The sequence below is a fragment of the Leptospira sanjuanensis genome (genome assembly GCF_022267325.1).
Lineage (GTDB): Bacteria > Spirochaetota > Leptospiria > Leptospirales > Leptospiraceae > Leptospira > Leptospira sanjuanensis.
Map to the genome: position 1 here is coordinate 1,764,279 of NZ_JAIZBG010000001.1, position 17,569 is coordinate 1,781,847.

At 45.5% G+C, this 17,569-nt stretch carries 19 protein-coding genes and 1 tRNA gene; 7 read left to right on the forward strand and 13 right to left on the reverse strand.

Annotated features, from left to right (window positions below; genetic code table 11):
* Positions 1-318: 318 nt before the first annotated feature.
* The 3 genes from rktP to LFX25_RS07960 are packed head-to-tail and all read right to left on the reverse strand — an operon-like array spanning position 319 to position 2,472.
* Positions 319-1,410, reverse strand: coding sequence for an Arg-Lys translocation region protein phosphatase RktP (gene rktP / locus LFX25_RS07950; RefSeq protein WP_238729779.1), 1,092 nt, complete (start codon positions 1,408-1,410; stop codon positions 319-321).
* Position 1,411: 1 nt separating this feature from the next.
* Positions 1,412-2,206 (reverse strand): twin-arginine translocase subunit TatC, encoded by a 795-nt coding sequence (gene tatC / locus LFX25_RS07955; protein WP_238731542.1) that lies wholly within the window; start codon positions 2,204-2,206, stop codon positions 1,412-1,414.
* A 14-nt stretch (positions 2,207-2,220) separates the two neighbouring features.
* Positions 2,221-2,472 (reverse strand): Sec-independent protein translocase subunit TatA/TatB, encoded by a 252-nt coding sequence (locus LFX25_RS07960; RefSeq protein WP_238729780.1) that lies wholly within the window; start codon positions 2,470-2,472, stop codon positions 2,221-2,223.
* A 163-nt stretch (positions 2,473-2,635) separates the two neighbouring features.
* On the opposite strand from LFX25_RS07960, the gene LFX25_RS07965 reads away from it, so the two are divergent.
* From LFX25_RS07965 to LFX25_RS07995, 7 genes are all read left to right on the forward strand, one after another.
* Complete coding sequence (locus LFX25_RS07965) at positions 2,636-2,812, forward strand: hypothetical protein (protein ID WP_238729781.1); 177 nt, start codon at positions 2,636-2,638, stop codon at positions 2,810-2,812.
* 118 nt (positions 2,813-2,930) lie between these two features.
* Positions 2,931-3,746, forward strand: coding sequence for a hypothetical protein (locus LFX25_RS07970; RefSeq protein WP_118956786.1), 816 nt, complete (start codon positions 2,931-2,933; stop codon positions 3,744-3,746).
* Between the two features lie 50 nt (positions 3,747-3,796).
* On the forward strand, positions 3,797-4,111 hold the full coding sequence (trxA, locus tag LFX25_RS07975; RefSeq protein ID WP_118956785.1) for a thioredoxin: 315 nt from the start codon (positions 3,797-3,799) through the stop codon (positions 4,109-4,111).
* Between the two features lie 25 nt (positions 4,112-4,136).
* A complete protein-coding gene (locus LFX25_RS07980; RefSeq protein ID WP_238729782.1) occupies positions 4,137-6,290 on the forward strand; it encodes a cAMP/cGMP-dependent 3',5'-cyclic-AMP/GMP phosphodiesterase in 2,154 nt (717 codons plus the stop codon).
* 18 nt (positions 6,291-6,308) lie between these two features.
* A complete protein-coding gene (locus LFX25_RS07985) occupies positions 6,309-7,439 on the forward strand; it encodes an acyl-CoA dehydrogenase family protein (RefSeq protein WP_238729783.1) in 1,131 nt (376 codons plus the stop codon).
* A 42-nt stretch (positions 7,440-7,481) separates the two neighbouring features.
* On the forward strand, positions 7,482-8,636 hold the full coding sequence (locus LFX25_RS07990) for an Lsa36 family surface (lipo)protein (RefSeq protein ID WP_238729784.1): 1,155 nt from the start codon (positions 7,482-7,484) through the stop codon (positions 8,634-8,636).
* 117 nt (positions 8,637-8,753) lie between these two features.
* Positions 8,754-9,365: a hypothetical protein gene (locus tag LFX25_RS07995; RefSeq protein WP_238729785.1), complete on the forward strand. Its 612-nt coding sequence runs from the start codon at positions 8,754-8,756 to the stop codon at positions 9,363-9,365.
* Between the two features lie 134 nt (positions 9,366-9,499).
* Here the strand turns inward: LFX25_RS07995 and LFX25_RS08000 are convergent, their stop codons facing one another.
* The 10 genes from LFX25_RS08000 to LFX25_RS08045 form a co-directional block, all read right to left on the reverse strand.
* Positions 9,500-10,795, reverse strand: coding sequence for an MFS transporter (locus LFX25_RS08000; RefSeq protein ID WP_238729786.1), 1,296 nt, complete (start codon positions 10,793-10,795; stop codon positions 9,500-9,502).
* Positions 10,796-10,871: 76 nt separating this feature from the next.
* Complete coding sequence (locus LFX25_RS08005; RefSeq protein ID WP_406600485.1) at positions 10,872-11,231, reverse strand: phasin-related domain-containing protein; 360 nt, start codon at positions 11,229-11,231, stop codon at positions 10,872-10,874.
* A gap of 37 nt (positions 11,232-11,268) precedes the next feature.
* Positions 11,269-11,841: a bifunctional nuclease family protein gene (locus LFX25_RS08010; protein WP_238729787.1), complete on the reverse strand. Its 573-nt coding sequence runs from the start codon at positions 11,839-11,841 to the stop codon at positions 11,269-11,271.
* A gap of 55 nt (positions 11,842-11,896) precedes the next feature.
* A complete protein-coding gene (locus LFX25_RS08015) occupies positions 11,897-13,768 on the reverse strand; it encodes an alpha/beta hydrolase (RefSeq protein ID WP_238729788.1) in 1,872 nt (623 codons plus the stop codon).
* 278 nt (positions 13,769-14,046) lie between these two features.
* Positions 14,047-14,391: a DUF6968 family protein gene (locus LFX25_RS08020; protein ID WP_238729789.1), complete on the reverse strand. Its 345-nt coding sequence runs from the start codon at positions 14,389-14,391 to the stop codon at positions 14,047-14,049.
* 76 nt (positions 14,392-14,467) lie between these two features.
* Positions 14,468-14,541: transfer RNA gene (locus tag LFX25_RS08025), tRNA-Ile, on the reverse strand.
* Between the two features lie 58 nt (positions 14,542-14,599).
* Complete coding sequence (locus LFX25_RS08030) at positions 14,600-15,205, reverse strand: acyltransferase (protein ID WP_238729790.1); 606 nt, start codon at positions 15,203-15,205, stop codon at positions 14,600-14,602.
* The gene (locus LFX25_RS08035; protein ID WP_406600486.1) at positions 15,189-15,716 is read right to left on the reverse strand and encodes an LIC_11959 family protein; all 528 of its coding nucleotides are present in this window, start codon (positions 15,714-15,716) and stop codon (positions 15,189-15,191) included. The genes LFX25_RS08030 and LFX25_RS08035 overlap by 17 nt, the downstream gene beginning before the upstream one ends.
* A 3-nt stretch (positions 15,717-15,719) precedes the next feature.
* Entirely contained in the window at positions 15,720-17,051 is a 1,332-nt protein-coding gene (locus LFX25_RS08040; protein WP_238729791.1) for a HEAT repeat domain-containing protein, read from the reverse strand.
* Positions 16,987-17,475, reverse strand: coding sequence for a response regulator (locus tag LFX25_RS08045; protein WP_118956773.1), 489 nt, complete (start codon positions 17,473-17,475; stop codon positions 16,987-16,989). The genes LFX25_RS08040 and LFX25_RS08045 overlap by 65 nt, the downstream gene beginning before the upstream one ends.
* Between the last annotated feature and the right edge of the window lie 94 nt (positions 17,476-17,569).

Sequence of the window (17,569 nt, forward strand, 5' to 3'; positions counted from 1 at the left end):
GGTCGATCCGTCGTAAAAGGACGCGACGCAGAAATCAAAAGCCCGGGCGGAAACGTTCGGGCTTTTATTTTTATGGGTTTGTTTCTCGGCGTTTGGTTGATTTAGTTTGTTTGAATAGTATGGATTTTGAATTTAATTCTGAGGATTTCCGGATTCAGAGGCTGGTTTCTTGACATCCAATGAGGGCCGTTTGATAGGAATGATCTAAAACGATGAAAGATTGTCTTCCGATTTAAATTGCATCCCAGACATTCCCGATCGGATATTTTCCGTTCCCATTTTCTTGCAAAGCAAATGCAAGCGCGGACAAACGAACGATCACTTTCGCGCAACGGCTAAAAACGCGGAAGTTTCTAGGACGTCTTTTCCGTATCTGCGTTCGATGATTCTTCCGCAATCCAAAACCAGATCTCTGGAATTTCCGAAATTCTTACCCGCAAGAGCGGTCTCAAATTGTTTCGTGAACTCTCCGGAAGGAATTCCGATCGCGGAATAGATCCGGTCCGAAACCAAGATCCAATATTCTCCCGCTTTTAAGGTTGTTTTTTTGAGATCCAAATCGACCGCTTTGTAATCGAAGTAACGAACTTTCGTTTTTTCGAATGCGTTTAACGTTTCGTTTTTATACACGAAAGCGGGAAGTTCCTGAAAATGAATCCAACCCAATTCTCCCGTTTTGGCGACTAGATAAAAGAGGGAAAGGTTTAAGAACGGAATCGGCATCTTGGAAAGAATTTTTCCGATCTTTAAAACCATTTCCTCTCCGCGGACGCCGGAGGTTTCGTTGGCTAAGGAGAGAATTCCTTCGAGTCTCGCTTTGAATGCGGATTCTAAAACTCCGGGACTCGGAAATCCCGCGAGAATTCCCACACAACCGTCCGCGCTCGGAATGACGTTCACATAATCGCAGTTAGAGTCTCCGCTCATTCTCGGGAAAAGGGAAACGTCCAAGTTGCGGATCTTGGGAAGTTGAATCCGATAAAATGCGCGCTGCACCGAGTCCGCGATCTCCCTCGTTCTTTCATTCATCGCTTCCTGAGCCGGTTCGTCTTCCATTTCCTTTTGTTGAAAGAATTTCAGACGAAACGCGCGAACGAGTTCACCGATTTCATCGTCCCGATCGGCGACCGGATGTTCCTCATAAACGTCGCTTCCCCAGTCTTGAACGAGAGTCACAAGAGAACGCATCGAAGCGTATATTAGTTTTACGGAATAGAATACGAGAGAGGCCAAAAGCATCGAAAAGGAAAGGGCAAATGCGAGACGGATCGAAAGAGAGATTGCCTTGTTTTGACCCAATGGGGATTTCAAAATGATGTCGTCCGCTACCGTATAAATCAAAAAGAACAGAAAGCTGAGAACGAAAACGGCGATGGGAAGTTTGAGTTTGGAAGGAATTTTGTTTAACAAGTTATTCTCTCTCTATCACCTTCATCAAAACGATCGAGACCATAAACAGGATCGTCAAAGGAACGAACAGGAACAACATGGAAATCAAATCCGGACCGGGCGAAAGAACCGCGGCCGCGATTGCCAGAACGATGATCGCTTCCCTCCACTTTGAAAGCAGGAAAGAAGAACGGATGATTCCCAAACTGCCAAGAAGAATGAGTACAATAGGAAGCTGAAAAGATAAACCGAAAATCAAATGGATGTTAAAAAAAATTTCGTAATACTCGTCGATCGGAAGTTTCGCTTCCACGTCGGGAGGGATAAAGTTCACCAAAAAGATTTTTAAAAGGTTTTCAAAGGCTTCCATCCAACAAAGCCAAACTCCGAACCAAAACAGAAGCGTACTGAAAAGAATTAAGAACTTACCGTAACGATCCGTTTTCGGGTCGAGCGCGGGAGAAATAAAACCCCAGAGAAAAAACAGAACGAACGGAAGACCCAAAAGAACCGAGATCATAAACGAACTCTTGAGATAGATCATAAACGGAGCCATCAGTTTGATCTGATAGAAGGTCGCCTGCGGACCTAAAACGTTCTTGTAAGGTTGAACGAGAATTTTATGAATCTCTTCTCCGAAAAAAAGGGAGATTCCCATGATGACGGCGATTACGAGAAGCGATCGAATGAGAACCATCCGGAGTTCTTCCAGATGATCCCCCAAGGTCATATACTTTTCCCGATCTCGAGAGAACGATTCTTTCGAGGGCGTCGGATGGGGGAGAGAGGTCGTTTTGGTTTTTTTCTTTCCGGCCATTCCGCGGATGGTCGTCAAACGGATTTGGATTTTTTGGATTTGGAAGCTTTCGCTTCTTCCTTAGGAACGGATTGTTCTTGGCTGATTTGCTGGGACGGTTCGTCCGATTCTCCCGTTAAGGATTTGCGGAAAGAACGGATTCCGTCTCCGAGATCCTTTGCGAGAGAAGGCAATCTCTTTCCTCCGAAGAGTAGGAGAGCGATAAAAAGAATCAGTAGAATTTCAGTCCAACCGAGTGATCCGAAGACTGCCAGTGGTGCTAACATAAGTAATACCTCAAAAACAGCTTTGAAAGCAAAGCCTGATTGTTAGACTTTCCCTTTGCTTTTATCTGTCAAATAGTAAGTAAGGACAATTGTCAGGTCACGGTTCTCCTTGGAATGCGGAAAACGGTTTCTTTTTTCGAGAATCCGTGAGAAAGCTGATTTTATGGAAATATCTTCGCTCAGTTCCTCCGCAGGCGCCGCTTCTCCCGAAGTCGTTGCAACGCCGGAACCGGTTTCCACCGGATCGGCTTCTTCTTCGATCTTGCCGGAAAAGCAAGAGGGAATTCCCGTTTCCGATCCGATTTCGTCCACGGGCGGAATCGTCGATACGCAGGCGTAGCTTAAGGAAAGAAAATTCCCTGAAAACGGAGGGATTCCCGGCGGTTCTATCCATTGAACTTTGAAAATGGCCGATACTCTGAATAACAAATCCGATTGGGAAAAAAACTGATTTTAGCATGGCACTCACCAAAGAACAAAAGCAGGAATTCGCCGAAAAACTGACGGACTTCAAAGTTTACTTAGACGATCTCAAAAAGGAAAGTAACCTTTTTAAGTCCCAACTAAAGAAGGTTCCCAAACTCGAGCCCTATTATCAAATCGCCTTGTCGATCAACGCGATCAAAACGATCAACACCTGCCTTTTGGTCAACGATCTAAGCGTGGCGATTCTCGATATCAAAAGCGATACCTACCTGAATACGGGAAGGAAAGAAATTTACAACGCCATCTCCGTTATGGAGAAGATCGTGGGTGCCGACTATGAAGGAAGTTTAGCCGAAAATAAGGATCTTCTCGCAAAAATTACCGAATTTAGTCCGGTTCAAAGATTGAATTTTATCAAAGCGATCCGTCAGGTAACTAACAAAACGATCGATGCGTTCGGAACCAACAGCAAATGGAAATGGAGCTTTCCCGAGATTCATTTTAAGATCGCGGTTTTGTGTAAGAACGTCTTCGACTTCCGTGCTTTTGAAAAAGAAAGGGATTTGGAAAACCCGCATTATTATATCAGACAGGAACACTTTAATTTGATTCTCGAATTGTGTAACTACGCCGCACAAGAATACCGCGCCAAGTTCGACCTTTCCACCCAAGACGCAGGGGATCTGAAAAAGTCCATCTCGATGCTCGAGGTGAACCGTAAGATTCTTCAGACGACGGGTGACGGAGAAACGGAGGATTTGGAAAAAACAAAAACATTGATCGAATCTCTCAAAGAGAAAGTCGAATCATTAGAAGCGGATAAAGAGAAAAAGAAAAAGAAAAAATAGACCGAACGAGTCTGATATATATTATAGGAAAAAAGGAGACTGAATCAAAGATGGCATTGGCAGAAGTCAACGATTCAAATTTTAAGAGTGAAACATCCGGAGGATTGGTCCTCATCGATTGCTGGGCGGAATGGTGCGGCCCTTGCAGGATGGTTGCTCCCGTTCTTGAAGAACTTTCCAGCGAAATGAACGGAACGGTAAAAATCAAAAAACTCAACGTGGACGATAACCAAGATACGGCACAGAGCTTGGGAATTTCTTCCATCCCGACACTCTTGCTATACAAAGACGGACAACTTGTGGATAAGGTGATCGGAGCGCTTCCGAAAGCTCAAATTAAGAATTTTATCGAAAGACACAAATAATTCTTTTTCCTTTCATGAACGTACTATGCTGAAAGAAACATACAAAGGTTATACGGAATTGCCTAGAGGAGGGTATCTGATCGATACCTCCGAAGGATACCTTCAAATCGGCTCTCCACCGGAAACGATCAAAGACACAATGGGGTTCGAGAAAAAAACCCCGTTGGTTTTTATTCTACCGAACAAATTCTTTCACGTAGAAAAGGGAATCAGTACAGCAGAACTCGAATTCCCCATCTATTATAACTTCTTTTTAAGACAGAAAAAAACTTGTATCGTATGTACGGAAGAACAACGAGTTCAGCTCATTACCGTACTCAGAGAGTCTCTCATGGGACCGGACAATATCAACCTCAAGAGCGAATATCTCAACGGGGAAGAATCCTTCGGGTTTCCCGATATGAAGGCGGAGATGGCCTACTTCCGCGGATACAAGGGATTAGAAGACGTCGTAGAATTCAAGGTCTTCGACAACGACAATAAAGTATATTATGGAAACGTAATTCTTTTCAAACTGGAAAGCGGGGACTTTCTCATCGAGGACGGAGAAAGAAAAATCGAAGTTCCCGGTGAAGTAGGATTCAACATCAAATACGATATCGGGGAAAGGCCGACCGAACCGTTTCAAGCTCCGATCATCGGAATCACTTGTCTTGGACCGTCTCACGGATTCGATCCGGAGGACAATACCTCCGGTTTTATCATCTGGTTGAACCATCAGGGAATCATGGTGGACCCTCCGGTCAACTCGACCGAGTGGCTGCGTCAATCGAACGTAAATCCGAAACTCATCAACCACGTCATTTTAACGCACTGCCACGCGGATCACGACGCCGGAACGTTTCAAAAGATTCTCGAAGAAAACAAGATCACGATCCACGCGACCGAAACCGTGATGGACAGCTTCTTGCGAAAGTATTCGGCGCTCACCAAAATTCCTAAAAAGGAACTTCAGGAACTCTTTCACTTCCAGCCGATCATCATCGGAAAAGCGACGATGATCAACGGCGGAGAATTCAACTTTCATTATGCGCTTCATTCGATTCCGTCGGTCGGATTCGAATTCTTCTTCCAGGATCAGTCTTTCATCTACACGTCGGATCATTTGAACGAGCCCGAAATTCACGATAAGATGTATGCGGCCGGAATTCTTCCCGAATCCCGCTGGAAGTTTTTCAAAGAATTTCCTTGGGAACGCAGAATCATCTATCACGAAGCGGGAATTCCTCCGTTGCATACGAGAGTGAGTTACCTCGCGTCCTTGCCTCCGGAAATTCAGGAAAAGATCACAGTATATCATATCGCGAGAAAAGATATGCCCGCGGGAACCAAACTGAAACTGGCTCGTTTCGGAATCGAGAATACGTTGTATCCGGAAATCACTCCGCCGAAACATATCGAGGCGTATAACCTTCTCGACGTGATGACTCAGATCGATATCTTTCACGGATTTCCGATCGAGAAGGCGAAAGAATTTCTTCTGATCGTAAACGAGGAACGATACAAACGAGGAGACCAGATCATCCGCAAAGGAACTCCGGGAGATAAGTTCTACATCATCGCATCCGGGAACGTAAAGTTCGAAGGTTTAAATCAAGACGGAGAAGGGCCGATCAAACGATACGGAACTTATGAATATTTCGGAGAAGCTTCTCTCGTACTGGATCTTCCGAGAGCGGCGGACGTATACGCGGAGACGGACGTTCTGGCTCTCACCATCGAAAAGAATAAGTTTTTACAATTCATTCGTAATTCGGATCTGAAAAATAACCTAACAAGACTAAACGAAATTCGAGATTCCAACTCTTGGAAGGCGCTTGCAGAGTCGAGACACTTCCGCGGATTGACCAGTCACCAGATTACACAACTGGAATTGATCATGACCTTGCATAAAGTGAACGCGGGTTCAATTCTTGTGCGAGAAAAAGAATTTTACGGTGATGCCTATATCATCCGCAATGGAAAAGTAAACGTCTATCAGAACGGAAATTTGTTAGCCGAACTGTCCGACGGGGACTTCGTTGGAGAGATATACAACATCTCCAAAAACTTTGTGTCGAATTATACGTTTAGAGCTGAAGTGGATACGGAATTGTATTCCATTCAGCAGAATGATCTGATCGATTACGTGAAGAAGAATCCCGGCGTTTACATGAGAATGAACACAGTCTATTCGTAGACGCAGGGAGAGATTAGAATGGAAAGAGTCCTTCAATTCACGGAAGAACACGAAGCGTTCCGTGAGATGGCTAAAAAATTTTTCGAGACGGAAGTCGCTCCGCATCATGAAGCTTGGGAAAAAGTAGGAATCGTTCCGAAAGAAGTTTGGAAAAAAGCGGGCGCAAACGGTCTTCTTTGCCCGAACATTCCCTCCGAATACGGCGGATCCGACGCTGATTTTCTATATAACGTAATCATAATAGAGGAATCCGCAAAAGTGGGAAATAGCGGCTTCTTTATTTCCTTACACAACGACGTGATCGCGCCGTACATTTCGTCTTACGCGGACGATTCGCAAAAAAAACGTTGGTTACCCGGATGCGCTTCCGGGGATAGCATTCTTGCAATCGCGATGACCGAGCCGGGTGCCGGTTCGGACCTCAAAGGAATTCGGACTACCGCAGTGGAAAAGAGCGATCACTACGTGGTCAACGGACAAAAAACCTTCATTTCCAACGGACAATTGGCAAATTTAGTGATTACGGCTGTTAAACATGATAATGGCACGATGTCCCTCCTCATGGTGGAAGAGGGGATGAAGGGTTTTGAAAGAGGAAGAAGACTCGAAAAGCTTGGTCTGAAAGCGCAGGATACGTCGGAACTTTACTACAACGATGTGATCGTTCCGAAAGAAAACCTGATCGGCAAACAAGGACAAGGCTTTCGATATTTGATGCAGAAGTTGGCTACGGAACGTTTGGTCCTCGGACTGGCTGCCGTGGAAGCGACCGCACTCGTTCAGAAAATAACCCTTCAATACATCAAGGAAAGACAGGCTTTCGGCAAAAAAATCGGCTCCTTCCAGCATATCAAATTTAAGATGGCTGAGATGGCGACGGAACTGGAGATGTGCCGAACTTTCGCAGATAAGGTGACTCTGGATACTATGGCAGGAAAATCGGATACTGCACAAGCTTCGATGGTGAAGTGGTATTCGACCGAGATGCAAAAACGTCATACGGATGAATGTTTGCAGTTCTTCGGCGGTTATGGTTATATGATGGAGTATCCGATTGCCAGAGCGTATCTGGACGCGAGAATCCAGACAATTTACGCGGGGACGACGGAAATCATGAAGGAGATCATAGGCAGAAGCCTGGGACTCTGAAATAAATTTCCTGATGTTCCCGTCGAATCAAACGGGATAAAAATGAATACCTGCCGTAACTTTAGCGTAGGAAGAATTCTTCCTATTTTAATTCTATCCTTTGCCGGAATGGTTCCGGCGGGTTCCTTAACCGCACAAGTCACCTGTACTGGACAGGCTTGTACGATCATACCGAGCAGCATTTCTTCCCAGTTCAACGGACTGGAAAATGAAATTCGGACCAAGTATCTGAACGAAGTCGTGAAGTCCATGGCCGACGCTGCTTTATTGACAACGATCAATTCCTCGATGATGGGGCCCGGAACCATCAACCGATTCCAAATCGGTGGCGGGATTTCCGCTGCGGGCGTTAAAAACGAAGACATTCAAATCCAATATGCGGGAGTGACTCTCCCGAATCTTCCGAATGGCGGAGCTTCCTTAAGCCCGACTCTGATGGCGGGAGTCAACCTGGGTTGGCTGACCGGAAACGGTCCTTCCGATCAGGAAGAGGAGAAACGTTCCTTTCTTCATAGAATCAATATCTACGTTCACGGATTTCAAGGCAAACTCGATCAAGGCGATTTGAGAAATCTCAACAATCAAACGGACCAATATAGAATTTCCGGAAATTATAATTCCTTCGGTGCTACGGTTCGTTTTCAACTGATCAAAGAACGTTATACACGTTTGGATTTTTTCGGTTTTACCGGGTTGAGTCTCGGACTTGGATTCCATCGTAAGACCGAAGAAATGAGTTTGGGTTATTCTCCGACTTCGATTCCGAAAGTATCTTTCGGTCCTGCGAGCGGACGTTGGGACGCCGACTTTACGATGGATTATAGGGCGAAATCCGAATCCTTGCCGATCGATATCCGAACCGGCGTCCGTTTGTTTTACTTTCTTACGATCTTTGCCGGAGCGGGAATCAGTCAGAATAGCGGAAGTTCCAATTTGAGTTTGGCCGTGAGCGGACCGCTTACTTTGACTTTGGATGCGGCCGCGGCCGGTTTGCCGATGCAATTCTTACAGGGATATTCCGCTTCTTCGACCGGAAATCTTTCGATCCGAACTCAAGGGGATGCAAGAGCAAAGGACAGTCTGAACTATCTCATAGGCGGTGTTGAAATCAACCTTCTTACCTTTAAGGTTTTGGTGGAAGGAATGGTTGCGGAAAAAATTTATTCCGCCAACGTCGGCGTGAAGTTCGCCCTCTAAAACGAAGCGGCACGTTTCTTGCATTCTGATCTATATCTTCCGATTTTCATCCCATAGATTCTAGATTTATGGGATGATTGCTTTAGAAATAAACAGAATGTATTCGAGGGAACCGCAATGATACAAACATCTACAGAATCTTCCGTTCATATTTCCTGCATCCCTAGAGACGATTCGTACGCTCTGAAGGTCAATATCTCGAACAACGAGATCGGAATCATCTACCGAGTGACCGCGGCGCTTTTCGTGAGAGGCTGGAATATCGGAGAAGCCGTCGCGGAAACGTCGCAGGACGGATATATCAGCGATATTTTTATCATTAAGAATGTGGATCTTCTTCCGATGACGGACGAGATGCTACAGACGATTCATTCCGATCTCAAGGAAATGTTTTTTCAAGGCGTTTCGGTTATGAGTTATTTGGAACGGTTTCCCGAAAAAGCCGAATATCTGAAAAACAAGGATCGATCCAATATCGAATTGTTCTTATTCAATTCCCACGGAAGCGATTGCACCGTTATGGATCTCCGTATGAAGGACAGACCGGGGATTATTTTTGAAATTTCCCAGCTTCTGTTTTTATATGGAATCGATATTCTTTCGTTTAAGGCGGTTACCGACTCCGGTTCCGTGCGTGATACGTTTTTACTGAGACTCGAAAACGGAAACAAACTCGAAGAAACGCTTCACTTTGAAAGATTGTCCACCGCTTTGAGAACGATTCTTTAATTCCAACGTTAAAACGGCTTTTTTTGTCGTTATTAAGCCGAAGTCAAAAATCGGATCTCGAAGAAAACACGACTCAACATTATTCGGACGTTCGAAGCCTTTTCGTCGAAGTGCGTCGTTATGAAACTTTCGAATCAGGGATGTCCGTGACCGGGTTGTTTCAACTTCCAGATAAACGCTAAGAACGCCGCGCAGATAATTCCCGAGGTTAGAAAGGAGAGAGCCGGACCGTAACTGAAATAGATCAGACAAAACGCGAACGGAGCCAAACCTCTTCCCAAAGAAGCGAGGCTTCGAAACATTCCTAAATTTGTGCCTTGTTCCTCTTTTCCGGACACAAGAGAGACTAACGTGGAAAGGGAAGGATGAAGCAGTGCGCTTCCCGAAGCCAAAAAAGTGAGCGATATAAAAAGCTGATACGAGTTCGATACGAAATAGAGAAGGGAAAATCCGACGATCAGGAAGAGGGCGCCCGCTCGTACGAGTCTTGTTTCCTTTACCTTGCCGGAAAGTCTTCGAAAGACTCCGCCTTGGATCAAAACGATGATCAGTCCAATATACACGAAGGTCAAACCGATCGCGATCGGACTGTAATTCAAAAATTGACTCAGATAAAAGTTGATCGAAAACTCGAAACCAGAAAACGCGAACACGAATACGAAGTAAAGAAGGGAATACAAGACCACTTCTCTGTTGTTCGAAGTGAATACTCCGATGATCGGATGGATCTTTTTCTTTTCCTGAACTCCCCGATCTACGTTTAAGGTTTCCTTAAACCAGAAAACGATCATGAGCAAATTGATCAATGCGATCGTAGCTGCGGCGAGAGCGGAGGCGGGAAATACGGTGAACGGAATATCCGGAAACGCGAGTTCCAAAAAGCTCAGATCGACTTTTGAAAACAATCCCCCCGTCGGCGGGCCCGCTATAAAACCTAAGCCCACTCCCGCTCCGATCAAACCCATTCCTTTGGCACGATCCTTTTCGCTCGTGATGTCGGCCATCGCCGCGGAAGCTACGGAAATATTCCCTCCCATCATTCCGGTGATCACTCTGGAAAAAACGAAGAGGGAAAAACTTCCCGAAAAAAACCAAACCGCGTATCCGAAAAAACTTCCGAGACTTGTAAATACGAGCACCGGTTTTCTTCCTACACGGTCCGAGATTCTTCCCCAGATCGGAGCGAACGCAAACTGAAGCAGAGAATAAAGACTAGCGACGATTCCACCGAAGAGAGCGACGAATAAGGACCAATCTCCCGACGAGGCTTCCATTAAAATTCTTGTCAGATCGGTGAACTTATCCAGGACCGGATCGCCGGACTTAGCGAGAAAGATTTTGAGCGTTTCGGGAAAAATGGGAAAGATCACGGAAAATCCCATCATATCGATAAAGACGGTAAAGAAAAGGACGAAGGATAATTTATTCATGCTAGGTAGAATGGCCCGAAGACAATAGTCTTCCAAGCCATCCGCCTTGTCTCAACATTTTCGAAAAAAGAATCGGTTATTGGTTTTTACTTAAGAGACGTTTGAGTTCGTCCAAAGTGTTTTTTGCGGTAGCCTTGAATTGATCCGGAATCGACGCTTCGATTTCCGCGGAAAGACGGATGAAATTCTCCTGAAGTTTTGCGAGCGCTTGTTGTCTGCCTTCTCCGCCTTTGGAAAGAATGTCGGTCGCGTCCTGAACCGTTTTATTGAGAAGTTCGCGAACCTGATTGGCCTTTAGACTTTGATTCGCTTCTCCCTTTTCCCTGAGTTCTTGGTAGATCACATCCAATTCGGAAAGGGATTGTTTGAGTTTTCCTTCTCCGTTTTGAAACAGGGCGATTCCCGCGTTTAAAATGTCCATCAGTAGCTTTTCCAATCTAATTCTCCTCTATTTCTAAACTGTATCAGGTAAATTAGGAATTCTCGATTAACTTTTTGATCTGATCCCGGATTCTCGCGGCGGTTTCGTAGTCTTCGGTTTTCAACGCGTTGTTCAGGGATTCTTGCAGGATTTCCAATTGGGTTTTCGGAAGTTGGGAAATCTTTTCGCGGGCGATGGATTCTCCCGGAATCTCCTCGTCCTTCATTTCGATTCCCGCCTCTTCGATCACTTTTTTGGCGAGATAGATCGGCGCGTTCGCTCTAAGTGCGAGGGCGATGGAGTCGCTCGGTCTTGCATCTAATATGATTACGTCTTCGTCTTTACGGAGGGTGATTTTCGCGTAGAATGTGTTATCGATGATTTCTTCGATCGAGATTTTCAGAATGCTTACGTTGAGAGTGGTGAGAAGCACGGTCATCAAATCGTGAGTCATCGGTCTCGGCGGTTTGGTTCCGTCCAAAACGGAAGTGATGGAATGGGTTTCCAGCGGGCCGATAAAAATCGGAACCACTCTGGAATCGGAATCGTCCTTTGTTTTGAGAAAAACCGCGAACCCAACGTTTGTCAAAGAAATGTCTGAAATTTTTGCTTCTACAAGATCCATTCCCTTTGGAGGCTATCTTTGTACACCTTTGGTGTCAAATGCTTTACCGCGGAAATCAATCCAGTTTCTGAATCCAGTCGTGAAAACCGGCGCACATTTCCCGAACCGTAGGCATGTGAAATAGAATTCCCAAATGTCCCTGATCGAATTTTACGATTTGATTGTTCGGAGATGGGAGCGCTTTCAATTCTTCCTCCACCGAATCGACCGGAACGATTTTGTCCAAGGTTCCTAAGACGGAATAGATCGGAAGCTGAAAGTTTTTCTGAAGCTCGGTGTAATTGATCGAACCGTCGAAGGAGAAAAACGCGTGGTCCTTGCTCAGCTGAGAACGAATAAACTGAAGAATCACTTTCGTCGATTCTTCGCAGAAAATATCCTCGATTAGAAAATACCATTCCGGAGGAGAAATTTGTCTGTAACCGACGAAGTCCCTCAGGTTCACCACCTTCGTGCTGAGTTCGAAAGAAACGGTTCTTAACGAAGAATGAAGTCCCAATAAGAACTTAAAAAATTTATTGAGGTCCACGGTCGGAAGAGTGGATTGAAGGGAAAAGGTCGTAAGGTCGAAGATAAAATCGCTGATCGACTTTGCGGGCAAAAGGCTGAGTCCCGTTTTGATCGCGTTCATCCCGGGGATGTTCGTTCCCACGGAAACGAAGTTCGGAGAAGTAACGGAGATGATTCCGGAAATCGCTTCCTTCGGATCGGGAAGAGGAACCTTGCTTTGAGGATATTTTGCGACGAAGGTTTCGTAAGCCGCGGTGTAATAACGGGGGATCATTCCGCCCATACTGTGACCCATGACTACGATCTTTTCCTTGGGAAAACTTTCCCGAATCCAATTGAGAACGGCGGGAAAATCCTCTTGGATAAAATCGTCGATGGTCCAGCCTTCCTTGATTCCGTTGTAAGGAAGGGTTTGTCTCGATCGGCCCCGCATATCCATGGAGAATACTCGGTAGCCGTATTTGAGCGCCATTTCCCGCGCGACCTTGTCCATCACCGAGCGGCGACAGAAAAAACCCGGGATCAAAAGAAGAATCTTACCCGTGTCGTTCGTCTTTTCCGGCTCGAAACGTTTTAAGCTGACCGAAAAACCGTTGTTAGACGGGATAATGTAACTCGCGTCCAAACGGTACGAACAGTTGTACGTGTGACAGTCGAAGATGATCGAAGTGACCGGATGTTGTTGTCCTCCGGTTCTCGTATAGTAAAGATGTTTTGCGTAGGAATGAAGATCCGCTTTTTCGATATTCTTTCTTGCGATGTAAGGATCGGCTTTGTTGTCCATCTCGCGCGCTATGACGAAGTCGACTACGTCGTAAAAAGAACTCAGCTGCTCGCGGACTTCTTCCCGTTGTTCGTCGGTCATTCTGTCTCTGCGGATTCCCCAGATCATACCGATCGGATTTCCTTTTACGAAGAGAGGAATTCCCGCCGCATAGTTCATCGTTCCGGAAAGAAGATGTCTTAAGTTCGGGTGAATCTTTTCGTCCTTGAGACTGCTGAAGACTACTTCGGGACGTTTTTTGGTTTCGACGGAGATGATCGCTTCGCGGATGAAATTCGCGGAGAGATTGTCCGAATCTTGAATGGAAACGGGAAGAGTTCGGTTAATAAATTCTTGAATATCTTTGAGTCCGATCCGGGTCGCGACCTCTTTCATTTTAAAGTGAGTGGAGGAGGTTACGATTTTGAGATTCTTGTCTTGGATCGCTTCAAAGACCGCATAGTTGAACATGGGCTGGTTGTTCGTAAACGTCAGAGCTACGATCTTGTTCACGAACGAAGACCATACCTTTTCCAAAAACTTATACGTGTAGTCCGGAATCGGAAAAATGAAGATGTCGTCAGCCGCTACGTTAAGTCCGCTTTTTCCCCGCCGCTTGCGGGTCGCCGGTTTTTTTTCCAAGAGTTCAGCCATACTGATGCCAGAATTGTTGGGAAAATCTCCTCTGCCAACCTGGATTTAAGCCGTTTTGAACCTTTTTTAAGCCGAATATTTTGAGAAAATGATTCAAATATTCGAAGCTCAGTTGAAATTTGCGTCTTAGTCTCGACTGCGTTTCGAAGTCGTTTTAAATGCTTTTTGTTTCCGCCTGATCGTGTTTGGCGGGAATTCTCGTTTTACGAAAAAACGTTTTGCCTCATTTCTTGAGTGCTGTGTAACGAACGATTGTTAAGCGAAGTCAGTTGTATAAGTCATTCATATCGAATTTGAATATTTAATTTCTCTAAAGTGGCGATTTGAATGAAGTGTTCATTCGAATCGGTTTCGGGATATAGATCCGGAAAGTCGAAGTGTTTCGCTTTCAAAAATTTCAGTCGTTCCGGGTCGATTTTCCGTAAAGGGAGAATTATAAATTGTCCGATCATCACAAACGCGTTTTGGATCGCACTTACGGAATCGAAATCCCCAGCGGTATAATTCTTTTTGGATTCGGTTGTTTCGATTTGAACCGGACAATAAAAGCCGATGTCTTTTTCGTGCTCTTCGTCATCCGTGGCTCGAGTCGCATTTGCGACACTCTCTAGGGATCGCTGCAAATGCTTTCACGAAAAAGCTTCAGGTCCTTCTGGGCGACTTTAGTTTAAGTTTAAAGAGAGGAAAGTTTTTCTCCATTGGGCCCAGAAGGACTTGAACCTTCGACCCGCAGATTATGAGTCTGCCGCTCTAACCAACTGAGCTATAGGCCCGGAGAGTTTCCAGTTTTTCTGGGAAGTCTTGTTCTTCAAGTGAATTTCTCAGTAAGGATCAAAAAGAATCCGAGAGAGTGCGGAGAAAGTTTTTCGGAGTTTGGAAGTAATCCGAAATCGTTCTATTGTCGGAATCGAATCCGAGATAGATGGAAACGGTTTTTCCTTTTTGTTCCAAAAGATAATAACGAACCGTGAGAGGATTGCCCGATACGATTTCTTTTCTTTCACCCGCGACGATTTTGATTCCTCGTAAATCGGGAACGGGTATATCCTTCGATTCGGGAAATAATTCTTTGAGTAAAGCGGAAAGAGTTTCTTCCTTGGAAATCACGCCTTCCCATTCGCGGAGAATCATCATCCAAGCTCTTCCTTGTCTCGGGATTATTTTCCAATGATTCTGCGTTCCCAACCGTCTGACTTCCGCCTTTTCCGGGAAGCGAATCTTGACGAGATCCGTAACGAACGGAGTCGATTCCGATTGATAGGAAAGATCGGAGTCAAGCGGATCTACTGCAAACAGTTCCGCGTACGGACTTGGGACGAGAACGAGCAGCAAGAGAAAAATAGAAAGTGCAAACGTAAAGGTGAAATGAAAAACGAACGGAACCGATTTCAATCGGAGTCGATCCGCGTTCACAAACGAATCAGTAAATGATTTCATCCAGAGCGAGTTCCCTGAATTCCACAAGATCATAGACCGGAATCGAGAACCGATCCTTTTTTTCCTCTAAGCTGACCGCATTCGCTTTTTTGAATAGGGGAATCGTCGAAACTTGAAACACGATCAATCCTTCCCATTTGCCGCGCACTTCGTAGGCGGCACCTTCCGCGAGTTTACGAACTTGCCGTAATCTTGATTTGTCGAATTTATTGATTCGATATTTGTAATATACCGTTTCTCCGTTCCAATCGTAAAAGACTGCGTAATTCCCTTTGAGTTCCTGAAAGAAAAGCTTGAACGATTCCGGAAATTCGGGCGAGGAAGAAGATAAGGATTCTTTAACGTCGGCGACGCGCGGTGTCGAGTAGGAGATCGAGCCTAGATACGTCGCCGCGGCGCGATGCACTTCCTGCGCGAAAAGCGTTTTTCCGGGAACCGGAACGTCGACGATCAGTCCCAAAAACGGAAGGAACATCCACAACGCTTTTTGAATATTCAGAAAGTTGCACAAATTTTAGTCCTCTAAGTCTTCGGATTCCGACTTGCCTCCGCTCGTTCCCGAAGAAGGCGGGTTTCCGCCTCCGCCTCCGGAAGAAGGGGAGGTTCCGTTTTCAGGAGCGGAGTTCGAGGTTCCGGGTAACGGAGAAGAATCTCCCGAACGAATCGGTCTTTCCTTGTTTCCCGGTTTGAACTTCGGAGAATCGGATTCTTTCAAATCGACGTCGCCTCCCGATTCTCCTTTTTTCAGCTTTTCGATCGCGGCTTTGGCGGCTTTTTTGACCTTTTCGCTCGGATCTCGTTGCGCCTTATATTCTAAAATTTCCAGAACGGACATGTCTCCCGTGTCCGTTAGATGTTTGATCGCTCTGAGACGGACGACCGGATCGTCGTCTCTGGCATACGCATACAATTCTTCTAATATATCCTTGTCGCCCATGGAGACGAGAGCCGTGACGGAATGGATCTTCAACGGTTGAAAGTCCTTAACGTCGTTCTTACTTTTCAGGTTTCGAATCTTTTCCAACTCTTCCTTAATGGCGGGCATGGAAGAAATCGATTTCATTTTTCCTAATGAACTTACGGAAAAGCTGCGGAGAGTGATCGGCTCCTTCGAATCCTTATAAATCTCGAGAAGTTGTCCTTCCGCTTTTTTATCCTTGCTCTTTCCGAAAAAGAGGGCGATCTGCGCGCGGATTTCCGGATCGTTAAAACTTTCGCCCAATCGTGCAAGCAAAAAGGAAGAAGCATCGTCTTGCGGAGGAAATTCTCCGAGAGCGTCCAAAAGTCCCACGGTAAGATTGGAGTTTTTCGTAAAGTCTTGGGTTTTCAGGATTTCAAAAAGGATCGGAGCGGCCTTTTCGAGTTTCAATTTTTTAGTCGCGTAGATCGATTCGCGCTGAACGTCCGCTTGTTCGCTTTTTAACAGTTTGAGAATCGATTCTCCGTATTGGGTGAGTTTCAGTTCGGCGACGGTTCGAATCGCGTAGACCCTCATCATCCAATCCGGGTCCTTGTCCAGAATTTTACCGAGCTGATCGATCAGGGCGCCTGAATGTTCGGGCGGAAAATCCTCGAGTTCCCGAAGAGCCATGGCCCTTTCTTTCGTGGTTCCGAATTTCAAAACCTGAAGAAGAATTTCCTTCTTCTTTACGAGCTGTTCTTCGGTAAGCTTTTGGGGTTTGGTCTGTTGGGGAGCGGAAACGAGCGCGGTTCCCGAACAGATAATAAGAATCGAATATGCAAAAAATAAAATGTATTTCACGAAGATACGGGTCGTTGTTTCAGGTTTCGTGCTGGAGTTTTTGGTTTTGTTCTTCCAGCTCTTTGATTTTTCTGTTGAGTTCATTGATTAAGTGTTGATTCTCTAAATTTTGGCGGAACTTTTCGATTAAAAACCGAATGTCTCCCGTGAGTTCTTCGATGTTCCAAGGTTTTTCCACATAACGGCTTAAACCTCCGTAGTTGATCGCGTGGATCGCGGAATCGAGACCGGCTTGACCGGTGAGCATGATTTTGATCGAATCGGGAAGCCGTTTGTGGACTTCTTCCAAAAACTGGGAACCTTTCATGCCGGGCATCACCTGATCGGCGATCACCACTTCGATCACGTAACCGGAATTTTGGATTTCCTCCATCAAAGCCAAACCGTCTTCCGCGCTGCTTGCGGTTTCGATTTCGTGGCTGTCTCCGAATTCGTTTCGAAGTTGCTGCTGGATCGTTTCCAAAACCGATACTTCATCATCGACACAAATGATATAACCTTTATTCATAATCCCCGTTCCCGAATCGGAAAGTCTCTTCAGAAAGAGAATTGCGTCGGTTTCCGCGGAAATGTCAAGAGGTTATATCGATTTCGAGAGAATA